An 18,006-nucleotide genomic window follows, 5' to 3' on the forward strand; every position below is an offset into this window, starting at 1 on the left:
CACGCCCCGACCACGCGTCCGCCCGCCGATTCCGTCTGGTGGGACACGTGATGGACGGCGGTGGAGGGTGCGGGGACAGTCGAGCCCGACGGGGAACCGGGCCGACCAGAACAGGGGTGCCGAGTGCGCACGTTGAGTGACCTCTTCCGCGACTTCATGCAGCTCGGATACGTGACGGACGACATCGACACCGCCGCCGCGTTCCTGGAATCGAGCCTGGGGACGGTCGAGTGCGTCAAGCACTTCACGTCCTCGCTGGGCGGCGGTCCGCCGCCCTCCGGGGCGGGCGGGCCACGCGCCCCGTTCGTCGTGGTGGACGGTGCGACCGCCGACGAGTGGGTCATCGACGTGGCCCTGGTCAACGCCGGTCCGACCAACCTGGAGATCATCCGCCCGGTCGCCGGCGCGGTCGATCTCTATCGCGGCGCTGTCCGGCCCGGGGAACCGGCGACGCTGCATCATCTGGGCTTTCGCGTCGACGACTTCGACGAGGCGTCCGCGATCGTCGCCGCGAGCGGCAGGTCGTGGGCGCAGTACGGGGACAGCGGTGCGATCCGTTTCGGGTACCTCGACATGACGGCCGAGCTGGGGCACTTCGTCGAGGTCATGGAGCTCGACGAGGAGGCCGCCCGGGGGTTCGCGCACCTTGAGGCGGCGTCGAACGCGGCCCGGCACTGAGCATGCGCGGGATGTCCGACACTTCACGAGAGGGACGCTCATGAGCGGCGAAGGCACAGCTGATTCCTACGACGTCATCGTGGTCGGCTCGGGCGCGGGTCTGATCGGCGCGTACGCCGCGGCCTCTCGCGGGCTGCGCACCCTGGTCATCGAGAAGACGGAGTACGTCGGCGGGACCACGGCCTATTCGGGCGCCGGCATCTGGCTCCCCGGCAACGCGGCCGAGCGGCGGGCCGGGGTCGAGGACGGCCCCGACGTCGCCCGTCCCTACCTGGACGCGATCGTCGGCGACGACTCACCGGCGGCGTTGCGGGAGGCCTTCCTCCAGGCGGGGCCGGTCCTGATCGACGAGCTGGAGCGGAATCCGCGCTTCGGCCGGTTCTTCTGGCAGGGGGTGCCCGACTACTTCGCCGGACGGCCGGGGAGCCTGCCCCAGGGCCGCACGGTCTTCCCGGAGAACCTCGACCGGTCCGCGCTCGGCGATCTGGAGCCGCTGGTGCGCAGGCCGCTGTGGACGGAGCGCTGGGGGGTGGAGGTCCCCTCGGAGATGGTCGGCGGGCAGGCCCTCATCGGCCGTGCGCTGCTCGCGTTCATGGAGACCGGCAACGGGACCGTGCGCACGGACACCGCGCTGGAGCGGCTGCTCGTGGAGGACGGCGCGGTCGTCGGGGTCGAGGCCCTGAGCGGCGGCGAGCCGGTGACCTTCCGTGCCGGGCGGGGTGTGCTGCTCGCCGCCGGTGGCTACGAACGCAACGGCCCGCTGCGTGAACGCTTCCAGCCCGGCGTCACCGACGAGTGGACCCAGGGCTGCGAGGGCAACACCGGGGACGCCCTCACCGCGGGCATCGACATCGGCGCGGCCACCGACCTGCTCGACGAGTCGTGGTTCGCACCGGGCCTCGTCGTACCCGACACGCGCCCGGTGTTCTACACCTCGGTCTGGAGCGGCATCTGGGTCAACGCGGCCGGACGGCGTTACCTGAACGAACGTCTCCCCTACGACCGGGCCGGCCACGAGATGCTCAGGGCGCACCGGTCCTCCGACGTGCCGCACCTGCCCACGCACTGGGTGTTCGACCAGCGCCAGCTCGACAACCGGAGGGCGTTCGCCGGACTGCCGGTGGCGCCGCAGGTCCCCGGCTGGTTCGACGTCGAGAAGTTCCTCGCCGCGGGTGTCCTGAAGCGGGCCGACACCCTTGAGGAGCTCGCGGACCTGATCGGTCTGCCCGCGGGTGCGCTGACGGAGAGCGTCGAGCGGTACAACGGCTTCGCGCGCGGCGGCAAGGACGAGGACTTCGGCCGCGGCGAGGACCCGTGGGACCTGATGATCGCGCACATGGCGGGGGCGCACACCGACGGGCTCAACCCCTGTCTCGGTGTGATCGACAAGCCGCCGTTCTACGCGGCCACGATCGTGCTGTCCGACCTGGGGACCAAGGGGGGTCTCAGGACGGACGAGCACGCGCGCGTGCTGCGGCCCGACGGCTCGGTGATCGCCGGTCTGTACGCGTCGGGGAACACGATGGCGCCGATGTCCGGCCGGATCTACCCCGGCGCGGGCGGTCCGGTGGGTTCGTCGATGGCGTTCTCCTACCTCGCCGCCGTCGACATGGCCGCCGCGGAATGGTAGCTGCGCCGCTTCTCGGCCGCCTCCCGGAGAAGGTCTCCTCGGGAGGCGGCCGGCCGTTCAGGCGGACTCGGTCGAGTGGCCGGGGAACAGGGACAGTGCCGGGTCCAGGGCGACGGCCGCGTTGTTGACGGCGGTCGCGACCTCGCCGAAGCCGACGGACATCAGCCGGACCTTGCCGGGATAGGCGGTGACGTCTCCTGCCGCGTAGACCCGGTCGACGGTGGTGCGCATCCTGGTGTCGACGACGATCGTGCGCCGCTCCAGCGCGACCCCCCACCCGGCCAGTGGTCCGAGGTCGCTGACGAAGCCGAGCGCGGCCACGACCGCGTCCACCTCGATCACCCTGGGTTCGTCCTCCCCGTCGACGCGGACGTGCGCTTGGCGGAGCAGGTCGTCGCCGGTCAGGGTCTCCACCTGGGCGCCGGTGACGATGCCGACGCCGCACGCGTGCAGTTCGCGCACGCTCGCCGCGTGGGCCCGGAACGTGCCGCGCCGGTGCACGAGGGTCACCGACCGGGCGACCGGGTGCAGGGCGAGGGCCCAGTCGACGGCGCTGTCCCCGCCGCCGACGACGAGGACGTCGCGGTCGGCGTGCTCCGCCGGGTCCGGGACGAAGTAGGTCAGTCCGCGGCCGAGGAACTCCTCCCCGGCCGGGAGGGTGCGCGGGGTGAACGTGCCGATCCCCGCGGTCAGTACGACCGCTCCGGTGTCGACCGCGGTGCCGTCGGAGAGGGTGACCCGGGGGCGTCCGTCGTCCGCGTGCGTGAGGTCCACCGCCTGGCGGCCCAGGAGGTAGGCCGGACCGAACGCGTCGGCCTGGTCCTTGAGGGCGGCGACGACGTCACGGCCGCGCGTGCCGGGGACGGCGGCGATGTCACGGATCTCCTTCTCCGGGTAGAGCGCGGTGATCTGGCCCCCGCACTGCGGCAGCGCGTCGACCAGGACGGTCCGCAGTCCGCGGAAGCCCGCGCAGTAGGCGCCGTAGAGCCCGATCGGGCCGGCGCCGACGATGAGGATGTCTGTGGTCACGGTCTCGGCCACGGGCCGGCCTCCTGGGGAGAGTGGACGGGGGCGCACGGCCGGCGGCGGACTTCCGCGCCGCCGCGGGCGGCCATGGCCGCCGCCCGTCATGTCACGCGGGGTCCGAGGCCGTCGGCCCGGGCGAGTGTAGGGCGGCTCCGCGCCGGGCCGTCCGCTCCGGTCCCGGCTGATGGGACGGCCGGTGGACGGCCCAAGTCGCCGCGTGGAGAGTCGTTTTCACCGCCACCGCGATGACGCGCGGCTTTCTGCGGACGAGGAGGGCGAGGCTCGTGAGCGATGAGGTGCGGGTGTGGATCGACCAGAAACTGTGCACGGGTGACGGTCTGTGCACCCAGTACGCCCCCGACGTCTTCGAGTTCGGCGGCGACGGACTGGCCTACGTCAAGAACGCCGCCGACGGGGAACTGCTGACGCCGGAGGGCGCGCAGGCCGAGGTCGACGAGCGGCTGCGGCTGGACGTGATCGACGCCGCCGACGAGTGCCCGGGCAACTGCATCCATGTGGTGCGCAGAGCCGACGGAACCGAGGTCGCCGGTCCGGACGCCGGCTGACACCGGCGTCCGGCCGCCTGGAGCCGTACACACATGTCGAGTGGAGGAGTGGTGATCGGTGTCTGCAGTGGTTGAGCCCGGGACGGACCGTCGAGTCCCCTGGTTCGAGGGCGACGTGCCCGCCGAGAAGGTGCCGGAGAAGTACCGGCTGTCCCGTGCGTTCGTCCCCAAGAGCCGTTATCTGGACCCCGAGTTCCTCAAGCTGGAACTGGACAGGGTGTTCACCCGGACATGGCTCCTGGCCTGCCGTCTGGAGGAGTTGCCGGGTGTCGGGTGTTTCGTCGAGTACGAGATCGGGGGTCATTCGATCCTGATCGTGCGGGAGGCCAGGGACTCGGTCCGTGCCTACTTCAACGCATGCCGGCACCGCGGTACGCGGCTGGCGCGCGGCCGGGGCCGGGTCGGTTCGCTCATCTGCCCGTTCCACGGCTGGCGTTGGAACCTGGACGGTTCGATCAGGCTGGTCCTCGACCGTGAGGAGTTCGTGCCGCGCTCCGACGACGACCTGGGCCTGGTGCGGGTACGGGCGGAGCAGTGGGGCGGGTTCGTGTTCATCACCATGGACCCGGACGCGCAGCCGCTCCTCGACTACCTCGACCCGATCCCGCGGATCTTCGCGCCGTTCCAGTTCGAGAACATGCGCTACCGGTGGCACAAGAGCGTGCTGCTGCCGTGCAACTGGAAGACCGCGCTGGACGGGTTCCTGGAGGCGTATCACGTGGCGGGGACGCATCCGCAGCTCTACCGCTTCGACAAGTCGAACACGAACATCGCCTCGATGAAGGAACTCGAGAACCGGATGTGGGCGCCCACGACCGTGTACGAGCGGCACGCCCACTACTCCAGTGTCGGCCCGAAGAAGAAGGACTCCGCGAAGGACCCGGCCAACCGGGGCACCGGGGGCGTGACCGACGAGCGCCTGTCCGTGGCGCTGAGCGTGCAGTACATCGCCGACGACATGCGGGGCCTGGAGAACGAGCGGAGCTGGCGGGCCGCCGAGGCGCTGAAGACGGCGGACGTGCCGGAGGGGATGACCGCCGGTCAGTACTACCTCCAGCTGTACAAGGAGTTGTCGCTCGCCGAGGGCTACGACTGGCCGGAGATCACGCCCCGGCAGTGGGCGGAGGCCGGTACGGCGTGGAACGTGTTCCCGAACACGATCCTGCTGCCCAACCAGGGTTCGGTGTTCGGCTACCGGGCGCGCCCCGACGGACTCGACCCGGACAGCTGCCTGTTCGAGATCTTCAGCCTGGACCAGGTCCCCGTCGCCGACTACGACAAGAAGCGGGACTTCCAGCCCCAGTTCTTCGAGGACTTCCGTGAGGCCGACCTCGGCGAGATCTTCACGCAGGACCTGCTGAACGCCAAGGAGGTGACCGTGGGCATGCACTCCCCCAGCTTCGACGGCCACCGGCTGAGCGAGGAGCAGGAGATGACCATCTTCAACCACCACCGGGTCGCCGACCGGTTCCTCTGGACCGACTGACCCGTCCGGTCCGTGGTCCCGGTCCCCAGGGGCCGGGACCACGGTCGTGCGAAGGACCTACCGCCGGACCCAGCCCACGTCGTGCCAGTACGTCTCCAGCTCCCGCACCGGCTTGGGCCAGGTCTCGATGTAGGTGACACCCTCGGGTCCCGCCGTCATCGTGTACGGCGTGCCGGCCCGGCTGAGGAAGACGTCCCCCGGGCCCACCCGCACGGTCTGCGGCTCACCGGACTCGCAGTGCTCGATGTGGTACTCACCGGCGAAGACGAAAAGCATCTCGTCGACGTTGTGATGGTGCCGGGGCACCGTGAAGTCAGGCCGCACCCGGAGGGGGTTGCGGTTGAAGCGCGGTATGTCGATCGGCTTCGTGGTCACCCACATCGCACCGTCGAACGTCGCCGCGAAGTCGACGGGCGCGTCCCGCAGCAGGCCGCCGTCGTTCCAGAAGTACTGGGGATGGCCCTGCTGCTCCAGGCCCATCGGAACCCAGTCCGCGTCTTCCAGCAGATCACCGAAGGTAAGAGTCACGCGGCGACCGTACGCACGGCCGGACTCCGTGTCGTGGCGAGGTTCCGCTCATCGGGACCCACCCGCCCGCGACCCCGGTCCCGGCCAACGGGATTCGCGTATGACACGCCCCGGTCCCGTCCGCACCATCGGGGCATGGGAATCGAGTTCTTCAATCTGCTGTCGGACGACGGCTGGATCGAGCTGCCGGTCGACCAGTCCGCTCCCACGTATCTGTGGCACGAGGGCGGTCTCCTGGCCGATGCGCCGGTCGACATGGAGCGGACCTTCAAAGGGAACATGTGGTGGTCGACGAAGGTGGACCCGTCGTTCAACCTGAACGGCCTGCGGTGCGCGCCGGACTTCGCGGTCCCCCGGCACCACCACAACCTCGACGAGCTGATCATCGTCTTCGGCGGCGCGTTCCATGTCGCCTGGGGCAAGGACGGGGAAGAGGGCAGCCGGACCGTCGGCCCGGGCGAGTTCTGGATCAGCAGGGCCGGAACTCCCTATCTCATGACGGCGGGACCGGAGGGCGTCACGTACGTGGAGACCTGGCCCGAGCCGATGGCGAACCTGGAGACCTACTGGCACGACGCGGGGTGGGTCCATCGCGGCGGAACTCTCCACTGACCCGCCCGACGGCCCGGATAATGGACTAGACAATTACGGGCCGGCCTTTCAATGCCGCGCGAGCGGTCGCGGGATGTGCCCGAAGCCGGGGCACGACACCGAATGCGGCACCCCGGAGAACCGGGTGTGCACACACTGGAGAACCGGGCGGCCCCGGCGCCGAATTGGCGTTCCGGGACCGTCCGTTGGCACGACTACTCAATTGTCATATGCCCTGGCGTTGTTACACCTCCAGGCTTGCCTCAAGCCGCTTGAGGTGATGCCTCGCCAACGCCAGATTGCTGCGTTCCCGGTCGAGTGCCAGATACAGGAAGAGCGAGCCGCGAGTGCTCGCGAGCGGCCGGATCAGGTGGTACTGCTTACCGAGAGTGATCAAGATGTCCTCGACGGTGTCATCCATGTCGATGGACTTCAACGTGCGCTGCTTGGCCCGTACGACCTCGGTGTTGCCCGCCCCCGCGACCTCCAGGTCCAGATGCGGCCCGCCGCCGAGCGCGCCCAGCGTCATGCCGCTCTCGTAGTCGACGAGGGACGCCCCCAGGGCCCCGTCGATAGTCATCGCTTCCTTGAGTGTCGCCTCAATGTTCACGTGGTGCCTCGTTTCCCTCACGCGCCGGCAAGATTCAGCATCTCGCCACGAAAACGGTCGCAATGCGAACCGTGCGGCTAACAGACAACACCATCTTTGGTCAGAGTTGCGATAGTTGGCAAACAAAGTAGTCTGCTCGCCAGAGTGACTGAAGGGGGGACCTTTGTCATCGCTCGACGCTGCACTGAGCCGCGCCCTGTCCACGCCCGGTATCAGCGGAGCCGCGGTACTCGATGCCGTCACCGGCCTTTCCTATGCGGAACTCGGAGAGGTGAGTACCAGTCAGGACGCTTGTGAAATAGCGGAGTTGGCACGCACCCGCCTCATTCAGGCGGGCGCGAAGGGTGAGTTGGAGAGCATCGTCGTCACCACCTCGACGCGGCATCTCGTGACCATCCAGCTCCCGCGGCAGGGCGACCCCCTGCTGTTCTGCGCGACGGTCGACCGCGACCGCACCAATCTCGGCTCGGCGCTGCACGAACTGCGCCTCCAGGCCGACGAGTTGCTGACATGACGGACAGCACCGAGGAGCCGCTGCCCGACTCCCGCAACGTTCCCGCCCTGCTGGCGGCGCTCCGGACCCAACGGCGGTCCTGCACGGTGACCGTGACCGGCACCCCGGGTGGCTCGATCCATCTGCGCGACGGTCTGGTGGTGGCCATGCAGACCCCGGGGGCACCGGGCGTCGAAGGCCTGCTGCTGAGGTCGGGCCGGATCGACGAGCAGGCATGGTCCGCGGTCCGGGCCTCCGACACCACACACGAACGCCTCGCCGCCGGACTGGTGGAGCAGGGACTGGTCGGCGCGGGCGAGTTGGAGACCGTCAGCCTGGCGGCGCTCTTCGACGCCGCCTTCGCGCTCTCCTTCGCCGTACCCGACGGCTGGGAGGTGACCGATCCCGTGCCGACGCTCTACCGCAACGCCGGGGTCGCCCCCGAGCGTCTCCTCAGCGAGGTGTCCCGGCGTCTCAACGCACTCGCCGGGGAGCCCGGTTCGGTCGCCGCCCTCGCCCGCACCCGGATGCGGCCGACGTCCGCCGCGCACCTCCCGGAGACCCCGGGCACGCTTCCGGCGCGGCACCGCGCGGTGCTGACCGCCACGGACGGACGCCGGACGGCGAGGGACATCGCCTTCACGCTCGGCCGGGGTCTCTTCGCCGTCATGCTCGATCTGCGCCACCTCGTGGACCGCGGTCTCGTCGAACCGGACGCGCCCGCGCCGGACCGCAGGCCGAGCACGGCTCCCCGGGTCGCGTCCCCTGCGGCGACGCCCGCCACGCCCGGCCCCGTGCCGCTTCCCCGTCGACTCCCCGGCCGGAACTCCGTACCGGCGCACCGGCCCCACGACTGAACCCGAACCGCCCGCCTCCGGTCGCGTCCCCACCGCGTTCCCCTCCTGCCTCGTTGTCCCACCGCATGCACGCACACAGGAAGAAGCCGCCATGAGCGACCCCGTGACCGACCTCCTCATCGCCCTGCGGGACAACGTGATGGGAGTGACCGAGACCACCCTCGCCACCAGTGACGGGCTCGTCGTGGCCAGTGACACGACCAAGACCCACCCCGAGTCCATGGCCGCGGTGGCGGCGGCGACCCTCGCCCTGGGCAACCGGCTCGCCGACCAGGGCGGCACCGGGCACCTCCGCGAGATCAGCGCCAGCTGCAGCACCGGCCACGTGATCGTGACGGCCGTCGGGAACCGGGCCCTGCTCGCCGTGGTGGCGGACGACGGCCTCGACCAGGCCGCGTTCCGGCGCGAGATCCCGGCGGTGACGGCGAAACTGCGGCGACACCTCGACCAGGACGTGTGAGTCGCGGGATGCACCGGCCGGAGAGGGTGCCGGCCGCACACGGCGGGAGTGCGTGTCGAATGCGCCGTCTCCCGATCGACGTGAGGGTGGAAGCAGCAGCACCTCCCTCACCCAGGAGCACCCTCGTGACCGTGACCGCAGACCTGGCCATCTCCCTCGACGGCTACATCGCCGGCCCCGATGTCACCGTCGACAACCCCGGCGGCGACGGCGCCGAGCCGCTCTTCGAATGGATCCACGGCCTCGCGAGCTGGCGGGAGCGCCAGGGCCTGGCCGGCGGGGACGAGAACCGTGACTCCGAGCTGATGCGCGAGTGGTTCGACGCCACCGGTGCGGTGGTGATGGGCCGGATGATGTACGACACCGGCGAGGAGTTCTGGGGCGACAACCCGCCGTTCCGCACCCCGGTCTTCGTCCTCACCCACCGCCCCAGGCCGACACTCGTCAAGGAGGGCGGCACCACCTTCACGTTCGTCAGCGACGGGATCCACGCCGCGCTGGACCGGGCGAGGGCCGTCGCCGGTGACCGGAACGTCGACATCGCGGGCGGTGCGAGCACCGTGCGCCAGTACCTCGCCGAGGGCCTCATCGACGAACTCCAGCTCCACGTGGTTCCGGCCCTGCTCGGCGCGGGTCTGCGCCTCTTCGACGGACCGGGCCGGTACCCGCGTCGCGTCGAGCCGCTCAGGGTGGAGGAGACGCCTCTCGCGACCCACTTGAAGTACCGCTTCGTGAAGTGATCCCCCCCGGGGGGGCGGGACCGGCCGCTCCCGGGCGAGCCGGTCCGACTGCCGTCAGAGGGTGAGGAGTTCCTCGTAGAAACCGCCGAACTCCCGTTCGCGGTCGACGAGATGGATCTCCAGGATCCAGTGGCAGGTGCGGCCTGTCTTGTCGGTGCGGCGCATCGGGGTGTCGTTGTCGGGCGTGACGTACGACTCGACGTGGGCGCCCTCGATCGTCTCGTGCGGGAACTCGCCGACCAGGTGTCCCGCGTGCCAGCCGCCCAGCTCCCAGCCCGCCTTCTCGGCGAGGCGGGCGACCTCGGTGTACAGGGTCGCACCGGTGATGTCCGGGGTGTTCTCGAAGAAGCGCCGTCCGGCCGCGAACACCTGGGGCAGGTCGTCGCGCAGCCGCTGCTTGACGGGGTCGTCGCCGAGGACGAAGGTCCGGCCGAAGTCGGCCTCGTACTCCTCGAAGATCGGCCCGAAGTCGGCGAACACGATGTCGTCCGTGCCGATCACCCGGTCCGGCGGGTTCTCCTTGTACGGCTTGAGCGTGTTCGGTCCCGAGCGCACGATCCGCTTGTGCCAGTGCCGGGTCGTACCGAACAGTTCGTTCGCGAGGTCGCGAATCCGGTCGCTGACGGCCCGCTCCCCCTCACCGGGCGCGACGAGCCCGCGCTCCTCGATCTCCGCGAAGAGCCGCACGGCCTTGGCCTGGGCGTCGAGCAGGCGGGCGGCCCGCGTGGGTTCGTCATCAGCCATGGAGTGAACCTAACCAGCTAGATCGTTCCCGGCAACGGGATTCCACGGACCCTCCAGCGGAACAGCTCGCTCCTCCGATCTGCCAGGCGGGAGCGACCTCCCGGGTGGCGGATGCGACGGGGTGGAGGACGGGCGCGGCCGGAGGGGCTAGCTTGTGGACACACCGGAGGCAGAAATCCGGCAATCCACACCTTTTCTCTTCTCTGTGAGGCGTTCCGTCATGAGCTTGAGCATCCGCAACCAGATTCCCGGCACCGTCACCGCCGTCACGCCCGGCGCGGTGATGGCGACGGTCAAGGTGCGCCTCGACGGCGGCCAGGACCTCACCGCGGCAATCACGCTGGAGGCCGTGAAGGACCTGGGCCTCGCCGAGGGCACGGCCGTGCGCGCCATGATGAAGTCCACCGAGGTCGCGCTCGCCACCGGCCGGGTCGAGGGCGTGTCCATCCGCAACCAGCTGCCCGGCACGGTGAGCGATGTCGCCACCGGCGAGGCGATGGCCGTCGTCAAGGTCACGGTGGACGGGGGCGAGCTGACCGCGGCGATCACCAAGGACGCGGTCGGTGACCTGGACCTGCGGACGGGTTCGCCGGTCGTCGCGCTGATCAAGTCGACCGAGGTGTCCCTGGCCACCGTCTGACGCGAGGCGGTCCCGGTCAGGCGTTGATCGGCCCGGAGCCCTCGCGCAGGACCTGGGCCACCCGCCCGTCGAGCGCGGCGAGCACCTCGGCGCAGACGGCGAGCGCGGTCTCGGCGGGGGTACGGGCACCCAGGTCGAGGCCGATCGGGCCGTGCACGCGCGCGATGTGCTCCTCGTCGAGGCCGGCCCTGGCCAGGGCCTCGGCGCGCCGCCCCTGGGTGCGCCGTGACCCGAGGGCGCCGACGTAGGCGATGCCGGTGGTGAGCGCGGTGCGCAGTACGGGGATGTCGACCTCCCGTTCATGGCTCAGGACGATCAGGCAGGCGGCGGCCGGATGTTCGGTCAGCAGCCCGACCGCGTCCTCGGCGGTGGCCGTCACGGTGGCCTGCCAGCCCAGCACGTGGGCCTGCGCGACGAGGAGTTCGGCGAGTTCGCCGCCGCCGGCGATGACCAGATGGGGTACGGCGGGGAAGGACTCGATGAGGACGAGTCCGGCGTCCGTGAAGCGGGCGTCACGGCCGGCCCGGCGCCGTACGAGGAGTTCCCTGGCCCGCTCCACGGCCTGGACCGGGCCCTGCGGGACGGTGCCGTCCGGACCGCCGGGGGTCACGACGGTGCTGACGGCCTGCGTCTGCGTCTCGTCCAGCCGGGTGACGAGGGCCGCGTCGGCTCCCTCGGCCAGCAGGTCCCACCAGTGCGCGGGGACCGTGTCGAGCGGCTGGAGCAGGATCTCGGCCTGTCCGCCGCAGGTGAGACCCGCCCGCTCGACCTCGTCGTCGTGGACGGACACCTCACGGACGGCCGCCGTGTGCCCGGCGGTGAGCACGGCGGCCTCGGCGGCCAGGTGCTCGTCGAACACCCCGCGGTAGAGGGTGCCGTGACAGCGGCCGTCCGCGTCGAAGAGGAGCGCGTCGGCGGGGTGCCGGGGGCCGAAGCCCTGCTCGGTGATGGGGCGGGCGAGGACGCCGCCACGCTCCTCGGCGGCCCACCGCCGTGCCGTGTCCGCCAGTTCGCGCATCGTCGCGGCCCTCCTCGTCCGGGCGTCGGCGCCGGAAACCGCCTGGTGGGCGGGGTCGCCGTAGCCGGAATCCTAGTGAGGGGCGGCGCGTGGGCGCGCGGCGGGACCCGGCGTCGGCCGCGGTCCGTGTGAGCGCCTACGCTGCTCGGGGAAGGTAGCCGTGACCAGGAGACCAGCGGAGAAGGGACGTCACCCGTGGCGAGCGACCGACACGATACGGCCGAGGCCGGCGACGCGTCCCGGCCCGTACCGCCCGGCCAGCGTCATGTGCACGGCTGGCCGGTCTCGCACTACGGTCCCGTGCCCCGGTTCCGCCCCGAACGCTGGAACCTCCGCGTGCACGGGGCCACGGCCGACGGTGCCGAGCGCGTCTGGACGTTCGACGAACTGGCGCCGCTGCCTCATGTGACGGTCGTGGCCGACCTGCACTGCGCGTCCGGTCCGACCTCCACCGACCACGAGTGGTACGGCATCCCGGCCACCACCGTCCTGGAGCTGGTCCCGCCCGCGCCCGAGGTCACGCATGTCATGGCCTGGGCGGAGTACGGCTACTCCACGAACCTTCGGCTCGCGGACTTCACGGCACCGCAGACCCTGCTGACGACCCACCACAACGGCGAGCCCCTCACCGCCGAACACGGCTTCCCGCTGCGGCTGGTGGTGCCGCATCTGTACGGCTACAAGAGCGCGAAGTGGCTGCGGGCGATCGAGTACCTCACCGAGGACCGGCGCGGTTTCTGGGAGGAGCGCGGCTATCACACCGTCGCCGATCCGTGGCGGGAACAGCGCTACTCCTACCAGGAGCAGGACGACGACGATGCGTGACGACACCCCCGCTGAGCGGTGGAAACCCGCAACACGGCGCCACGAGGACGGCACGTAACCTCGTCCGCATGGTTGCGCATCGACATGTGGACGTGAACGGCATCCGGCTGCACATCGCCGAGCAGGGCGAGGGTCCCCTGGTGATCCTGCTGCACGGCTTCCCTGAGTCGTGGCACTCCTGGCACCGGCAGATGGGCCCGCTGGCCGAGGCGGGCTTCCGCGTGGTCGCACCGGACCAGCGGGGGTACGGCAGCAGCGATCACCCGGACGACGTGGACGCGTACACGATCCTTCATCTCGTCGGCGATGTCGTGGGCCTGATAAAGGAGTTGGGCGAGGAGAAGGCGTACGTCGTCGGGCACGACTGGGGTGCTCCGGTCGCCTGGCACACCGCGCTGCTGCGGCCGGACATGGTGCTCGGGGTGGCCGGTCTGAGCGTGCCGCCGCCGCACCGGGGTGCTCAGCGGCCCCTGGTCATGATGGAGGAGATCTTCCAGGGCCGGTTCTACTGGAACTACTTCGCCCGGCCGGGTGTCGCCGACGCCGAGTTCGGCAGGGACACCCGCACCGCCCTCCGCAAGTTCCTCTGTTCCGCGTCGGGTTCGGCCTTTCCCTCGGGCGAGATCCGGCAGCCGCTGGTGGATCCGGAGAAGGGCTGGCTCGCGGCGATGGAGGATCCCGAGGTGCTGCCGGAGTGGCTCACCGAGGACGATCTCGACGTGCTGACCGAGAGTTTCGCCAAGGGCTTCACCGGCGCCCTGAACTGGTACCGGAACCTGGACCGGAACTGGGAGCTGACCGCGCCGTGGGCCGACGCGGTGGTCACCCGGCCCGCCCTGTACCTCTTCGGCGACCGTGACGTCGTCCCCGCGTTCCCCGGCACGCGCGACCTCATCGACCGGTTGCCGCGGCTCATGCCGAGCCTGCGGCGCGCGCCGGTCGAGCTGGCCGGCTGCGGTCACTGGACGCAGCAGGAGCGCCCCGCCGAGGTGAACGCGGCCCTCGTCGACTTCCTCACGGGCTGCGAGCGGGAGTTCAGCGGCGCGCCAGGAACGGTGTCAGCCCCTTCGTGATCACCTCGGCCAGTCTCTCCTGGTGCGCGGTCAGGAAGAAGTGGCCGCCGGAGAGGGTGACCAGGTCGAAGGCGTCCGTGGTGTGCTCGCGCCAGGCCTCGGCCTCGTCCGCGGAGACCTTCGGGTCGTCGGCGCCGGTGAACACGGTCAGCGGGCAGTCGAGGGGCGGGCCGGGCGTGTACCGGTAGTTCTCCACGATGCGGTAGTCGGCGCGGACGGCGGGCAGCACCATCCGCAGGAGTTCCTCGTCGGCGAGGACCCGGTCGTCGGTGCCGCTGAGGGTGCGGATCTCCCGCAGCAGACCGTCGTCGTCCAACGCATGGGCGTACTCCCGCCGTTGGCGCGAGGGGCCACGCCGGCCCGACACGAACAGGGCCGCCGGAACGTGTCCCGCGGCCGTCAGCGAGCGGGCGACCTCGAAGCCGAGGACGGCTCCGAGGCTGTGGCCGAACAGGGCGAGGGGCCGGTCGGCCCAGGGCAGCAGTTCGTCCGCCACGGCCCGCGCGAGATGGTCCAGGCTCTCGACGAAGGGTTCGCCGCGACGGTCCTGGCGGCCGGGGTACTGGACCGCCAGCACCTCCACCTCGGGGTCGAGCAGCGCCGGCAGACCCGCGAAGAAGGTGGCCGAGCCGCCCGCGTGGGGAAGGCAGACGAGGCGCACCCGGGCGGTGGGCCGGGGCTGGAACCGCCGTATCCACAGGGTGTTTCGGGGCTCGGTCATGTGTCTCCGTGGGGGCTCAGCGGGTGGCCGGGGTGTCGTAGCGGTGGAAGCCGTGGCCCGACTTGCGGCCGAGTCGGCCCTCCTCGATGAGGCGGTCGAGGAGGGGCGGGACGGCGTGGTGGGGGTCGCCGGTGCGGCGTTCCATGGTGCGGGCCACGTCGGCGATGGTGTCGAGGCCGATGAGGTCGAGGACGGCGAGGGGGCCCATGGGGTGGCCGCAGCCGAGGGCCATGCCGCGGTCGATGTCCTCGGGGGTGGCCACGCCCGCCTCGTACATGCGGACGGCGGAGAGGAGGTAGGGGATGAGGAGGGCGTTGACGACGAAGCCGCAGCGGTCCTCCGCGCGCACGGTCTGCTTGCCGAGGACGTCCGTCACGAAGCTCTCGGCCTCGTGTGCGGTGCGGTCGCTGGTGTGGCGGGAGCGGATGACCTCGACCAGGGGCATGGCGGGCACCGGGTTGAAGAAGTGCAGGCCGATGACGTCGCCGGGCCTGCTGGTGGCGTTGCCGAGGTCGGCGATGGAGAGGCTGGAGGTGGTGGAGGCGAGGACGGCCACCGGGTCCTCGACGGTCTTGGCGAGGACGGTGAAGAGCCGCAGTTTCGCCTCGCGGTCCTCGGAGATGGCCTCGATCACGAACTGACGATCCGTCAACTCATCGGTGTCGCAGCCGAATCGGGCACGTGCCTCGGCGTCGGCCCGCGCCTCCTCGTCGAGATGCCCCTTGGCGAGGGCCCGGTCGAGCAGCCGCAGCACCCTGGTGCGGGCCCGGTCGGCGGAGGCCGGCCCGGAGCCCAGGACGTGGACGTCCAGTCCGGCGCGCAGGCACTCGGAGGCGATCCCGGCGCCCATGATGCCGCCGCCGACGACACCGACCCGCCGGGCGCTCACGCGGCGGCTCCCGCGGCCGGGGCCGACCAGCGCAGCAGGCCCGCGGCGACCGCCATGCCGGCGCCGAACCCGGCGAGCAGCACGAGGTCGCCCTCGCTCAGCAGGCCGGAGCGGTTCGCCTCGTCGAGGGCGATGGCGACGGAGGCGCTGCCGGTGTTGCCGGTGTGGTCGAGCGGGAGGTGGGTGGCGGCGGCGGTGAGGCCGCAGGCGTCGACGAGTTCGGCGACCATCATGCCGTTGGCCTGGTGGGGCATGAAGTGGTCGATGTCGGCGGCCTTGCAGTCGCAGCGGTCCAGCAGGTCGGCGATGATGCCGGGCACGTTGTCGAGAACGTAGTCGCGGACCTGGCGGCCCTGCATGTGCAGCAGGTGGGAGCGGTCGGCGATGGTCTCGGCGGAGGCGGGGCGGCGGCTTCCGCCGCCGGGCAGCCGGATCAGTTCGTGGGCGTCGCCGCCGCCGACCATGTCGAGGTCGAGGAATCCGGATGCCTCGTCGACGGCCGCGACGACGGCGGCTCCGGCGCCGTCGCCGAACAGGACGCTGGTGGCCCGGTCGTCGAAGTCGACGAACCGTGAGTACACGTCGGTGCCGATGACCAGTGCCTTCGCGGTGGGGCGCAGGGTGATCAGGGCGCGGGCCAGGGCGAGCGCGGTGACGAAGCCGGAGCAGGCGATGTTGACGTCGAAGCAGCCGGCCCGGTGGGCGCCGAGGGCGTGCTGCACCAGGGAGGCGGTGGCGGGGATGGGGGCGTCGCCGGTGGTGGTGGAGACGATGAGGTAGTCGATCTCGTCGGCGCGCAGTCCCGCCGCGTCGAGCGCCGCGCGGGAGGCGTGGACGGCGAGATCGGAGGCGGCCTCGTCCGGTGCGACGAAGCGACGCGAGACGATCTTCGTCCTGCGGGTGATCCACTCCGCGTCGGTGCGGGGGACGATCCGGGCGATCTCCTCGTTGGTGACCACGCGTTCGGGCAGATAGGAGCCGGTTGCGAGGATGCCTATGCCGCAGGGCTCGGTGCTCGCCCCGGCCGTGTCCGGATTCATGTGCGGTTCCCTTCGGGTGTCGCGCCGCTCGCCGCCCTGTACGTCATCGGACAGCGGCCGGGGTGAACGGGCGCAGCGGGTTGAGCGTGTCCTCGCCGATCCGGGCGCGCAGTTCGGGCGCGGTGACGCCGAGTCCGGGCTCGGGGGCGAGGCACAGCACGCCGACCTTGCCGATGTGCTGGTTGAGCTGGACGCGCCGGGTGGCCTCGCCGACCTCGGACAGCGGGTGCACCTCGGAGACGACGGGTGCGATGTGTCCGCGTTCGAAGAGGCGGGCGCACTCGACCATTTCCTGGAGGTTGGCGATGTGGCTGCCGATGATCCGCTTGAGCTTCATCCACAGGTAGCGGTTGTCGAACTCGTGGTGGTACCCGGTGCTGGACCCGCAGGTCACGACGGCGCCGCCGCGCCGGACCACGAACACGGAGATGCCGAAGGTGGCGCGTCCGACGTGCTCGAACGCGATGTGCGGGTCGGCCCCGACCTCGCGGCGGATGATGGCGCCGAGCCGTTTGCCGGCCTTGATCGCGCGTTCGGGGTCGTCGCCGGTGTCGTCCCCGATCCCGATCTCCTCGCGGTTGATCACCACGTCGCAGCCGAGCCTGCGGGCGATGGCCGTCTTCGACTCCGAACCCACGACTCCTACGGCGATGCCGCCGCCGTTCTTCACCAACTGGGCGGCGTACGCGCCGAGTCCGCCGGAGGCGCCCCAGATCAGCACGATGTCGCCCTGCTTCATCCGGGCACCGCGGTCACTGACCAGCATCCGGTACGCGGTACCGCCGCAGACGGGGATGCTGGCGCCCTCCTCCCACGTCAAGTGGGCCGGTTTGGGGACGAGTTGGCTGGCCCGCGCCACCGAGTAGTGGGCGAGGCCGCCGTAGTTGGTCTCGAAGCCCCAGGCGAGCTGGTTCTCGCTGAGCATGCCGTCGGACTGGGTGGCGGGTTCCTGGTCGTCGACGTAGGCCGGGCTCACGATCACGTGGTCGCCGACGCGCCAGCGGCGGACGCCGCTGCCGACGCGGACGATGACGCCGGAACCGTCCGATCCCAGCACGTGGAAGGGCTGGTCGTGGCGGGCCGCCCAGCCGCCCTGGCGGGCGTAGTGGCGCAGGAAGCGGAACGTGGAGAGGGGTTCGAACTTCGCGGACCAGACGGTGTTGTAGTTCACCGAGCTGGCCATGACCGCGATCAGCACCTCGTCGGGGGCCAGTTCGGGCATCGGGACCTCGCCGACGTGCAGGGTGCGGCGGACGTCCTTGTCCGCGCGGTCGCCGAAGAGTCCCTCGTCCTCGACGCGCAGGTGGGCGGCGGTGAAGTGGCTTGGCAGCGGGGCGCGTTCGAGTTCTTCGGGCGAGGCCCCGGACAGCACGGCATCGGACAGCGACATG

The 18,006-nt window shown here is 71.0% G+C and carries 21 protein-coding genes; 12 read left to right on the forward strand and 9 right to left on the reverse strand.

Annotation, left to right across the window (positions count from 1 at the left end; translation table 11 throughout):
- Positions 1 to 123: 123 nt before the first annotated feature.
- Positions 124 to 678: a VOC family protein gene (locus ACIPTO_RS21735; protein ID WP_401194634.1), complete on the forward strand. Its 555-nt coding sequence runs from the start codon at positions 124 to 126 to the stop codon at positions 676 to 678.
- 40 nt (positions 679 to 718) lie between these two features.
- A complete protein-coding gene (locus ACIPTO_RS21740; RefSeq protein ID WP_401194637.1) occupies positions 719 to 2,308 on the forward strand; it encodes an FAD-dependent oxidoreductase in 1,590 nt (529 codons plus the stop codon).
- Between the two features lie 57 nt (positions 2,309 to 2,365).
- On the opposite strand, the gene ACIPTO_RS21745 is transcribed toward ACIPTO_RS21740, so the two are convergent.
- Positions 2,366 to 3,349 carry an NAD(P)/FAD-dependent oxidoreductase gene (locus ACIPTO_RS21745; RefSeq protein ID WP_366315255.1) on the reverse strand — a complete coding sequence of 328 codons (984 nt, stop codon included), beginning with the start codon at positions 3,347 to 3,349 and terminating at the stop codon, positions 2,366 to 2,368.
- A 230-nt stretch (positions 3,350 to 3,579) separates the two neighbouring features.
- Between ACIPTO_RS21745 and ACIPTO_RS21750 the strand changes: the two genes are divergently transcribed.
- Together ACIPTO_RS21750 and ACIPTO_RS21755 are read left to right on the forward strand one after the other, a co-directional pair.
- On the forward strand, positions 3,580 to 3,900 hold the full coding sequence (locus tag ACIPTO_RS21750; RefSeq protein WP_401194640.1) for a ferredoxin: 321 nt from the start codon (positions 3,580 to 3,582) through the stop codon (positions 3,898 to 3,900).
- 58 nt (positions 3,901 to 3,958) lie between these two features.
- Positions 3,959 to 5,386 carry an aromatic ring-hydroxylating dioxygenase subunit alpha gene (locus ACIPTO_RS21755; protein ID WP_366315259.1) on the forward strand — a complete coding sequence of 476 codons (1,428 nt, stop codon included), beginning with the start codon at positions 3,959 to 3,961 and terminating at the stop codon, positions 5,384 to 5,386.
- 57 nt (positions 5,387 to 5,443) lie between these two features.
- Here ACIPTO_RS21755 and ACIPTO_RS21760 read toward each other — a convergent pair whose 3' ends face one another.
- Positions 5,444 to 5,914, reverse strand: coding sequence for a cupin domain-containing protein (locus ACIPTO_RS21760; RefSeq protein ID WP_366315261.1), 471 nt, complete (start codon positions 5,912 to 5,914; stop codon positions 5,444 to 5,446).
- 135 nt (positions 5,915 to 6,049) lie between these two features.
- On the opposite strand from ACIPTO_RS21760, the gene ACIPTO_RS21765 reads away from it, so the two are divergent.
- Entirely contained in the window at positions 6,050 to 6,526 is a 477-nt protein-coding gene (locus tag ACIPTO_RS21765) for a hypothetical protein (RefSeq protein ID WP_401194643.1), read from the forward strand.
- 223 nt (positions 6,527 to 6,749) lie between these two features.
- Here ACIPTO_RS21765 and ACIPTO_RS21770 read toward each other — a convergent pair whose 3' ends face one another.
- Positions 6,750 to 7,115, reverse strand: a complete 366-nt coding sequence (locus ACIPTO_RS21770; protein WP_366315265.1) for a hypothetical protein — start codon at positions 7,113 to 7,115, stop codon at positions 6,750 to 6,752.
- A gap of 163 nt (positions 7,116 to 7,278) precedes the next feature.
- On the opposite strand from ACIPTO_RS21770, the gene ACIPTO_RS21775 reads away from it, so the two are divergent.
- The 4 genes from ACIPTO_RS21775 (at position 7,279) to ACIPTO_RS21790 (ending at position 9,665) form a co-directional block, all read left to right on the forward strand.
- On the forward strand, positions 7,279 to 7,629 hold the full coding sequence (locus ACIPTO_RS21775; RefSeq protein WP_401194646.1) for a hypothetical protein: 351 nt from the start codon (positions 7,279 to 7,281) through the stop codon (positions 7,627 to 7,629).
- A complete protein-coding gene (locus ACIPTO_RS21780; RefSeq protein WP_366315269.1) occupies positions 7,626 to 8,465 on the forward strand; it encodes a DUF4388 domain-containing protein in 840 nt (279 codons plus the stop codon). Before ACIPTO_RS21775 ends, ACIPTO_RS21780 begins: the two co-directional genes overlap by 4 nt.
- A gap of 91 nt (positions 8,466 to 8,556) precedes the next feature.
- A complete protein-coding gene (locus tag ACIPTO_RS21785) occupies positions 8,557 to 8,925 on the forward strand; it encodes a roadblock/LC7 domain-containing protein (RefSeq protein WP_366315271.1) in 369 nt (122 codons plus the stop codon).
- A gap of 125 nt (positions 8,926 to 9,050) precedes the next feature.
- The gene (locus ACIPTO_RS21790) at positions 9,051 to 9,665 is read left to right on the forward strand and encodes a dihydrofolate reductase family protein (RefSeq protein ID WP_401194650.1); all 615 of its coding nucleotides are present in this window, start codon (positions 9,051 to 9,053) and stop codon (positions 9,663 to 9,665) included.
- Between the two features lie 54 nt (positions 9,666 to 9,719).
- Here ACIPTO_RS21790 and ACIPTO_RS21795 read toward each other — a convergent pair whose 3' ends face one another.
- On the reverse strand, positions 9,720 to 10,409 hold the full coding sequence (locus ACIPTO_RS21795) for a M24 family metallopeptidase (RefSeq protein WP_401194653.1): 690 nt from the start codon (positions 10,407 to 10,409) through the stop codon (positions 9,720 to 9,722).
- A 220-nt stretch (positions 10,410 to 10,629) separates the two neighbouring features.
- Here ACIPTO_RS21795 and ACIPTO_RS21800 point away from each other — a divergent pair, with 220 nt between their 5' ends.
- A complete protein-coding gene (locus tag ACIPTO_RS21800) occupies positions 10,630 to 11,049 on the forward strand; it encodes a molybdopterin-binding protein (protein ID WP_401194655.1) in 420 nt (139 codons plus the stop codon).
- Between the two features lie 16 nt (positions 11,050 to 11,065).
- Here ACIPTO_RS21800 and ACIPTO_RS21805 read toward each other — a convergent pair whose 3' ends face one another.
- Positions 11,066 to 12,067: an XdhC family protein gene (locus tag ACIPTO_RS21805; RefSeq protein ID WP_401194657.1), complete on the reverse strand. Its 1,002-nt coding sequence runs from the start codon at positions 12,065 to 12,067 to the stop codon at positions 11,066 to 11,068.
- Positions 12,068 to 12,262: 195 nt separating this feature from the next.
- Here ACIPTO_RS21805 and ACIPTO_RS21810 point away from each other — a divergent pair, with 195 nt between their 5' ends.
- Both ACIPTO_RS21810 and ACIPTO_RS21815 read left to right on the forward strand, forming a co-directional pair.
- Positions 12,263 to 12,892: a molybdopterin-dependent oxidoreductase gene (locus ACIPTO_RS21810; protein ID WP_401194659.1), complete on the forward strand. Its 630-nt coding sequence runs from the start codon at positions 12,263 to 12,265 to the stop codon at positions 12,890 to 12,892.
- Positions 12,893 to 12,960: 68 nt separating this feature from the next.
- A complete protein-coding gene (locus tag ACIPTO_RS21815) occupies positions 12,961 to 13,965 on the forward strand; it encodes an alpha/beta fold hydrolase (RefSeq protein ID WP_401194661.1) in 1,005 nt (334 codons plus the stop codon).
- Here ACIPTO_RS21815 and ACIPTO_RS21820 read toward each other — a convergent pair.
- The 4 genes from ACIPTO_RS21820 to ccrA are packed head-to-tail and all read right to left on the reverse strand — an operon-like array spanning position 13,928 to position 18,005.
- Positions 13,928 to 14,686, reverse strand: coding sequence for a thioesterase II family protein (locus ACIPTO_RS21820; RefSeq protein WP_401194664.1), 759 nt, complete (start codon positions 14,684 to 14,686; stop codon positions 13,928 to 13,930). The two genes, ACIPTO_RS21815 and ACIPTO_RS21820, sit on opposite strands and share 38 nt — an antisense overlap.
- Before the next feature lie 16 nt (positions 14,687 to 14,702).
- Positions 14,703 to 15,575 (reverse strand): 3-hydroxybutyryl-CoA dehydrogenase, encoded by an 873-nt coding sequence (locus ACIPTO_RS21825; protein WP_401194667.1) that lies wholly within the window; start codon positions 15,573 to 15,575, stop codon positions 14,703 to 14,705.
- Positions 15,572 to 16,615, reverse strand: a complete 1,044-nt coding sequence (locus tag ACIPTO_RS21830) for a 3-oxoacyl-ACP synthase III family protein (protein ID WP_401194669.1) — start codon at positions 16,613 to 16,615, stop codon at positions 15,572 to 15,574. The genes ACIPTO_RS21825 and ACIPTO_RS21830 overlap by 4 nt, the downstream gene beginning before the upstream one ends.
- A 43-nt stretch (positions 16,616 to 16,658) precedes the next feature.
- Entirely contained in the window at positions 16,659 to 18,005 is a 1,347-nt protein-coding gene (gene ccrA / locus ACIPTO_RS21835) for a crotonyl-CoA carboxylase/reductase (protein ID WP_401194672.1), read from the reverse strand.
- Position 18,006 lies beyond the last annotated feature (1 nt).

It is taken from the genome of Streptomyces sp. NPDC090083, assembly GCF_044747445.1.
Lineage (GTDB): Bacteria > Actinomycetota > Actinomycetes > Streptomycetales > Streptomycetaceae > Streptomyces.

Coding starts and splice junctions, on each gene's coding strand:
- ACIPTO_RS21795 (WP_401194653.1), bottom strand. CDS start 10,409: ATGGCTGATGACGAACCCACGCGGGCCGCCCGCCTGCTCGACGCCCAG.
- ccrA (WP_401194672.1), bottom strand. CDS start 18,005: ATGTCGCTGTCCGATGCCGTGCTGTCCGGGGCCTCGCCCGAAGAACTC.
- ACIPTO_RS21830 (WP_401194669.1), bottom strand. CDS start 16,615: ATGAATCCGGACACGGCCGGGGCGAGCACCGAGCCCTGCGGCATAGGC.
- ACIPTO_RS21750 (WP_401194640.1), top strand. CDS start 3,580: ATGACGCGCGGCTTTCTGCGGACGAGGAGGGCGAGGCTCGTGAGCGAT.
- ACIPTO_RS21740 (WP_401194637.1), top strand. CDS start 719: ATGAGCGGCGAAGGCACAGCTGATTCCTACGACGTCATCGTGGTCGGC.
- ACIPTO_RS21800 (WP_401194655.1), top strand. CDS start 10,630: ATGAGCTTGAGCATCCGCAACCAGATTCCCGGCACCGTCACCGCCGTC.
- ACIPTO_RS21780 (WP_366315269.1), top strand. CDS start 7,626: ATGACGGACAGCACCGAGGAGCCGCTGCCCGACTCCCGCAACGTTCCC.
- ACIPTO_RS21785 (WP_366315271.1), top strand. CDS start 8,557: ATGAGCGACCCCGTGACCGACCTCCTCATCGCCCTGCGGGACAACGTG.
- ACIPTO_RS21765 (WP_401194643.1), top strand. CDS start 6,050: ATGGGAATCGAGTTCTTCAATCTGCTGTCGGACGACGGCTGGATCGAG.
- ACIPTO_RS21805 (WP_401194657.1), bottom strand. CDS start 12,067: ATGCGCGAACTGGCGGACACGGCACGGCGGTGGGCCGCCGAGGAGCGT.
- ACIPTO_RS21820 (WP_401194664.1), bottom strand. CDS start 14,686: ATGACCGAGCCCCGAAACACCCTGTGGATACGGCGGTTCCAGCCCCGG.
- ACIPTO_RS21815 (WP_401194661.1), top strand. CDS start 12,961: ATGGTTGCGCATCGACATGTGGACGTGAACGGCATCCGGCTGCACATC.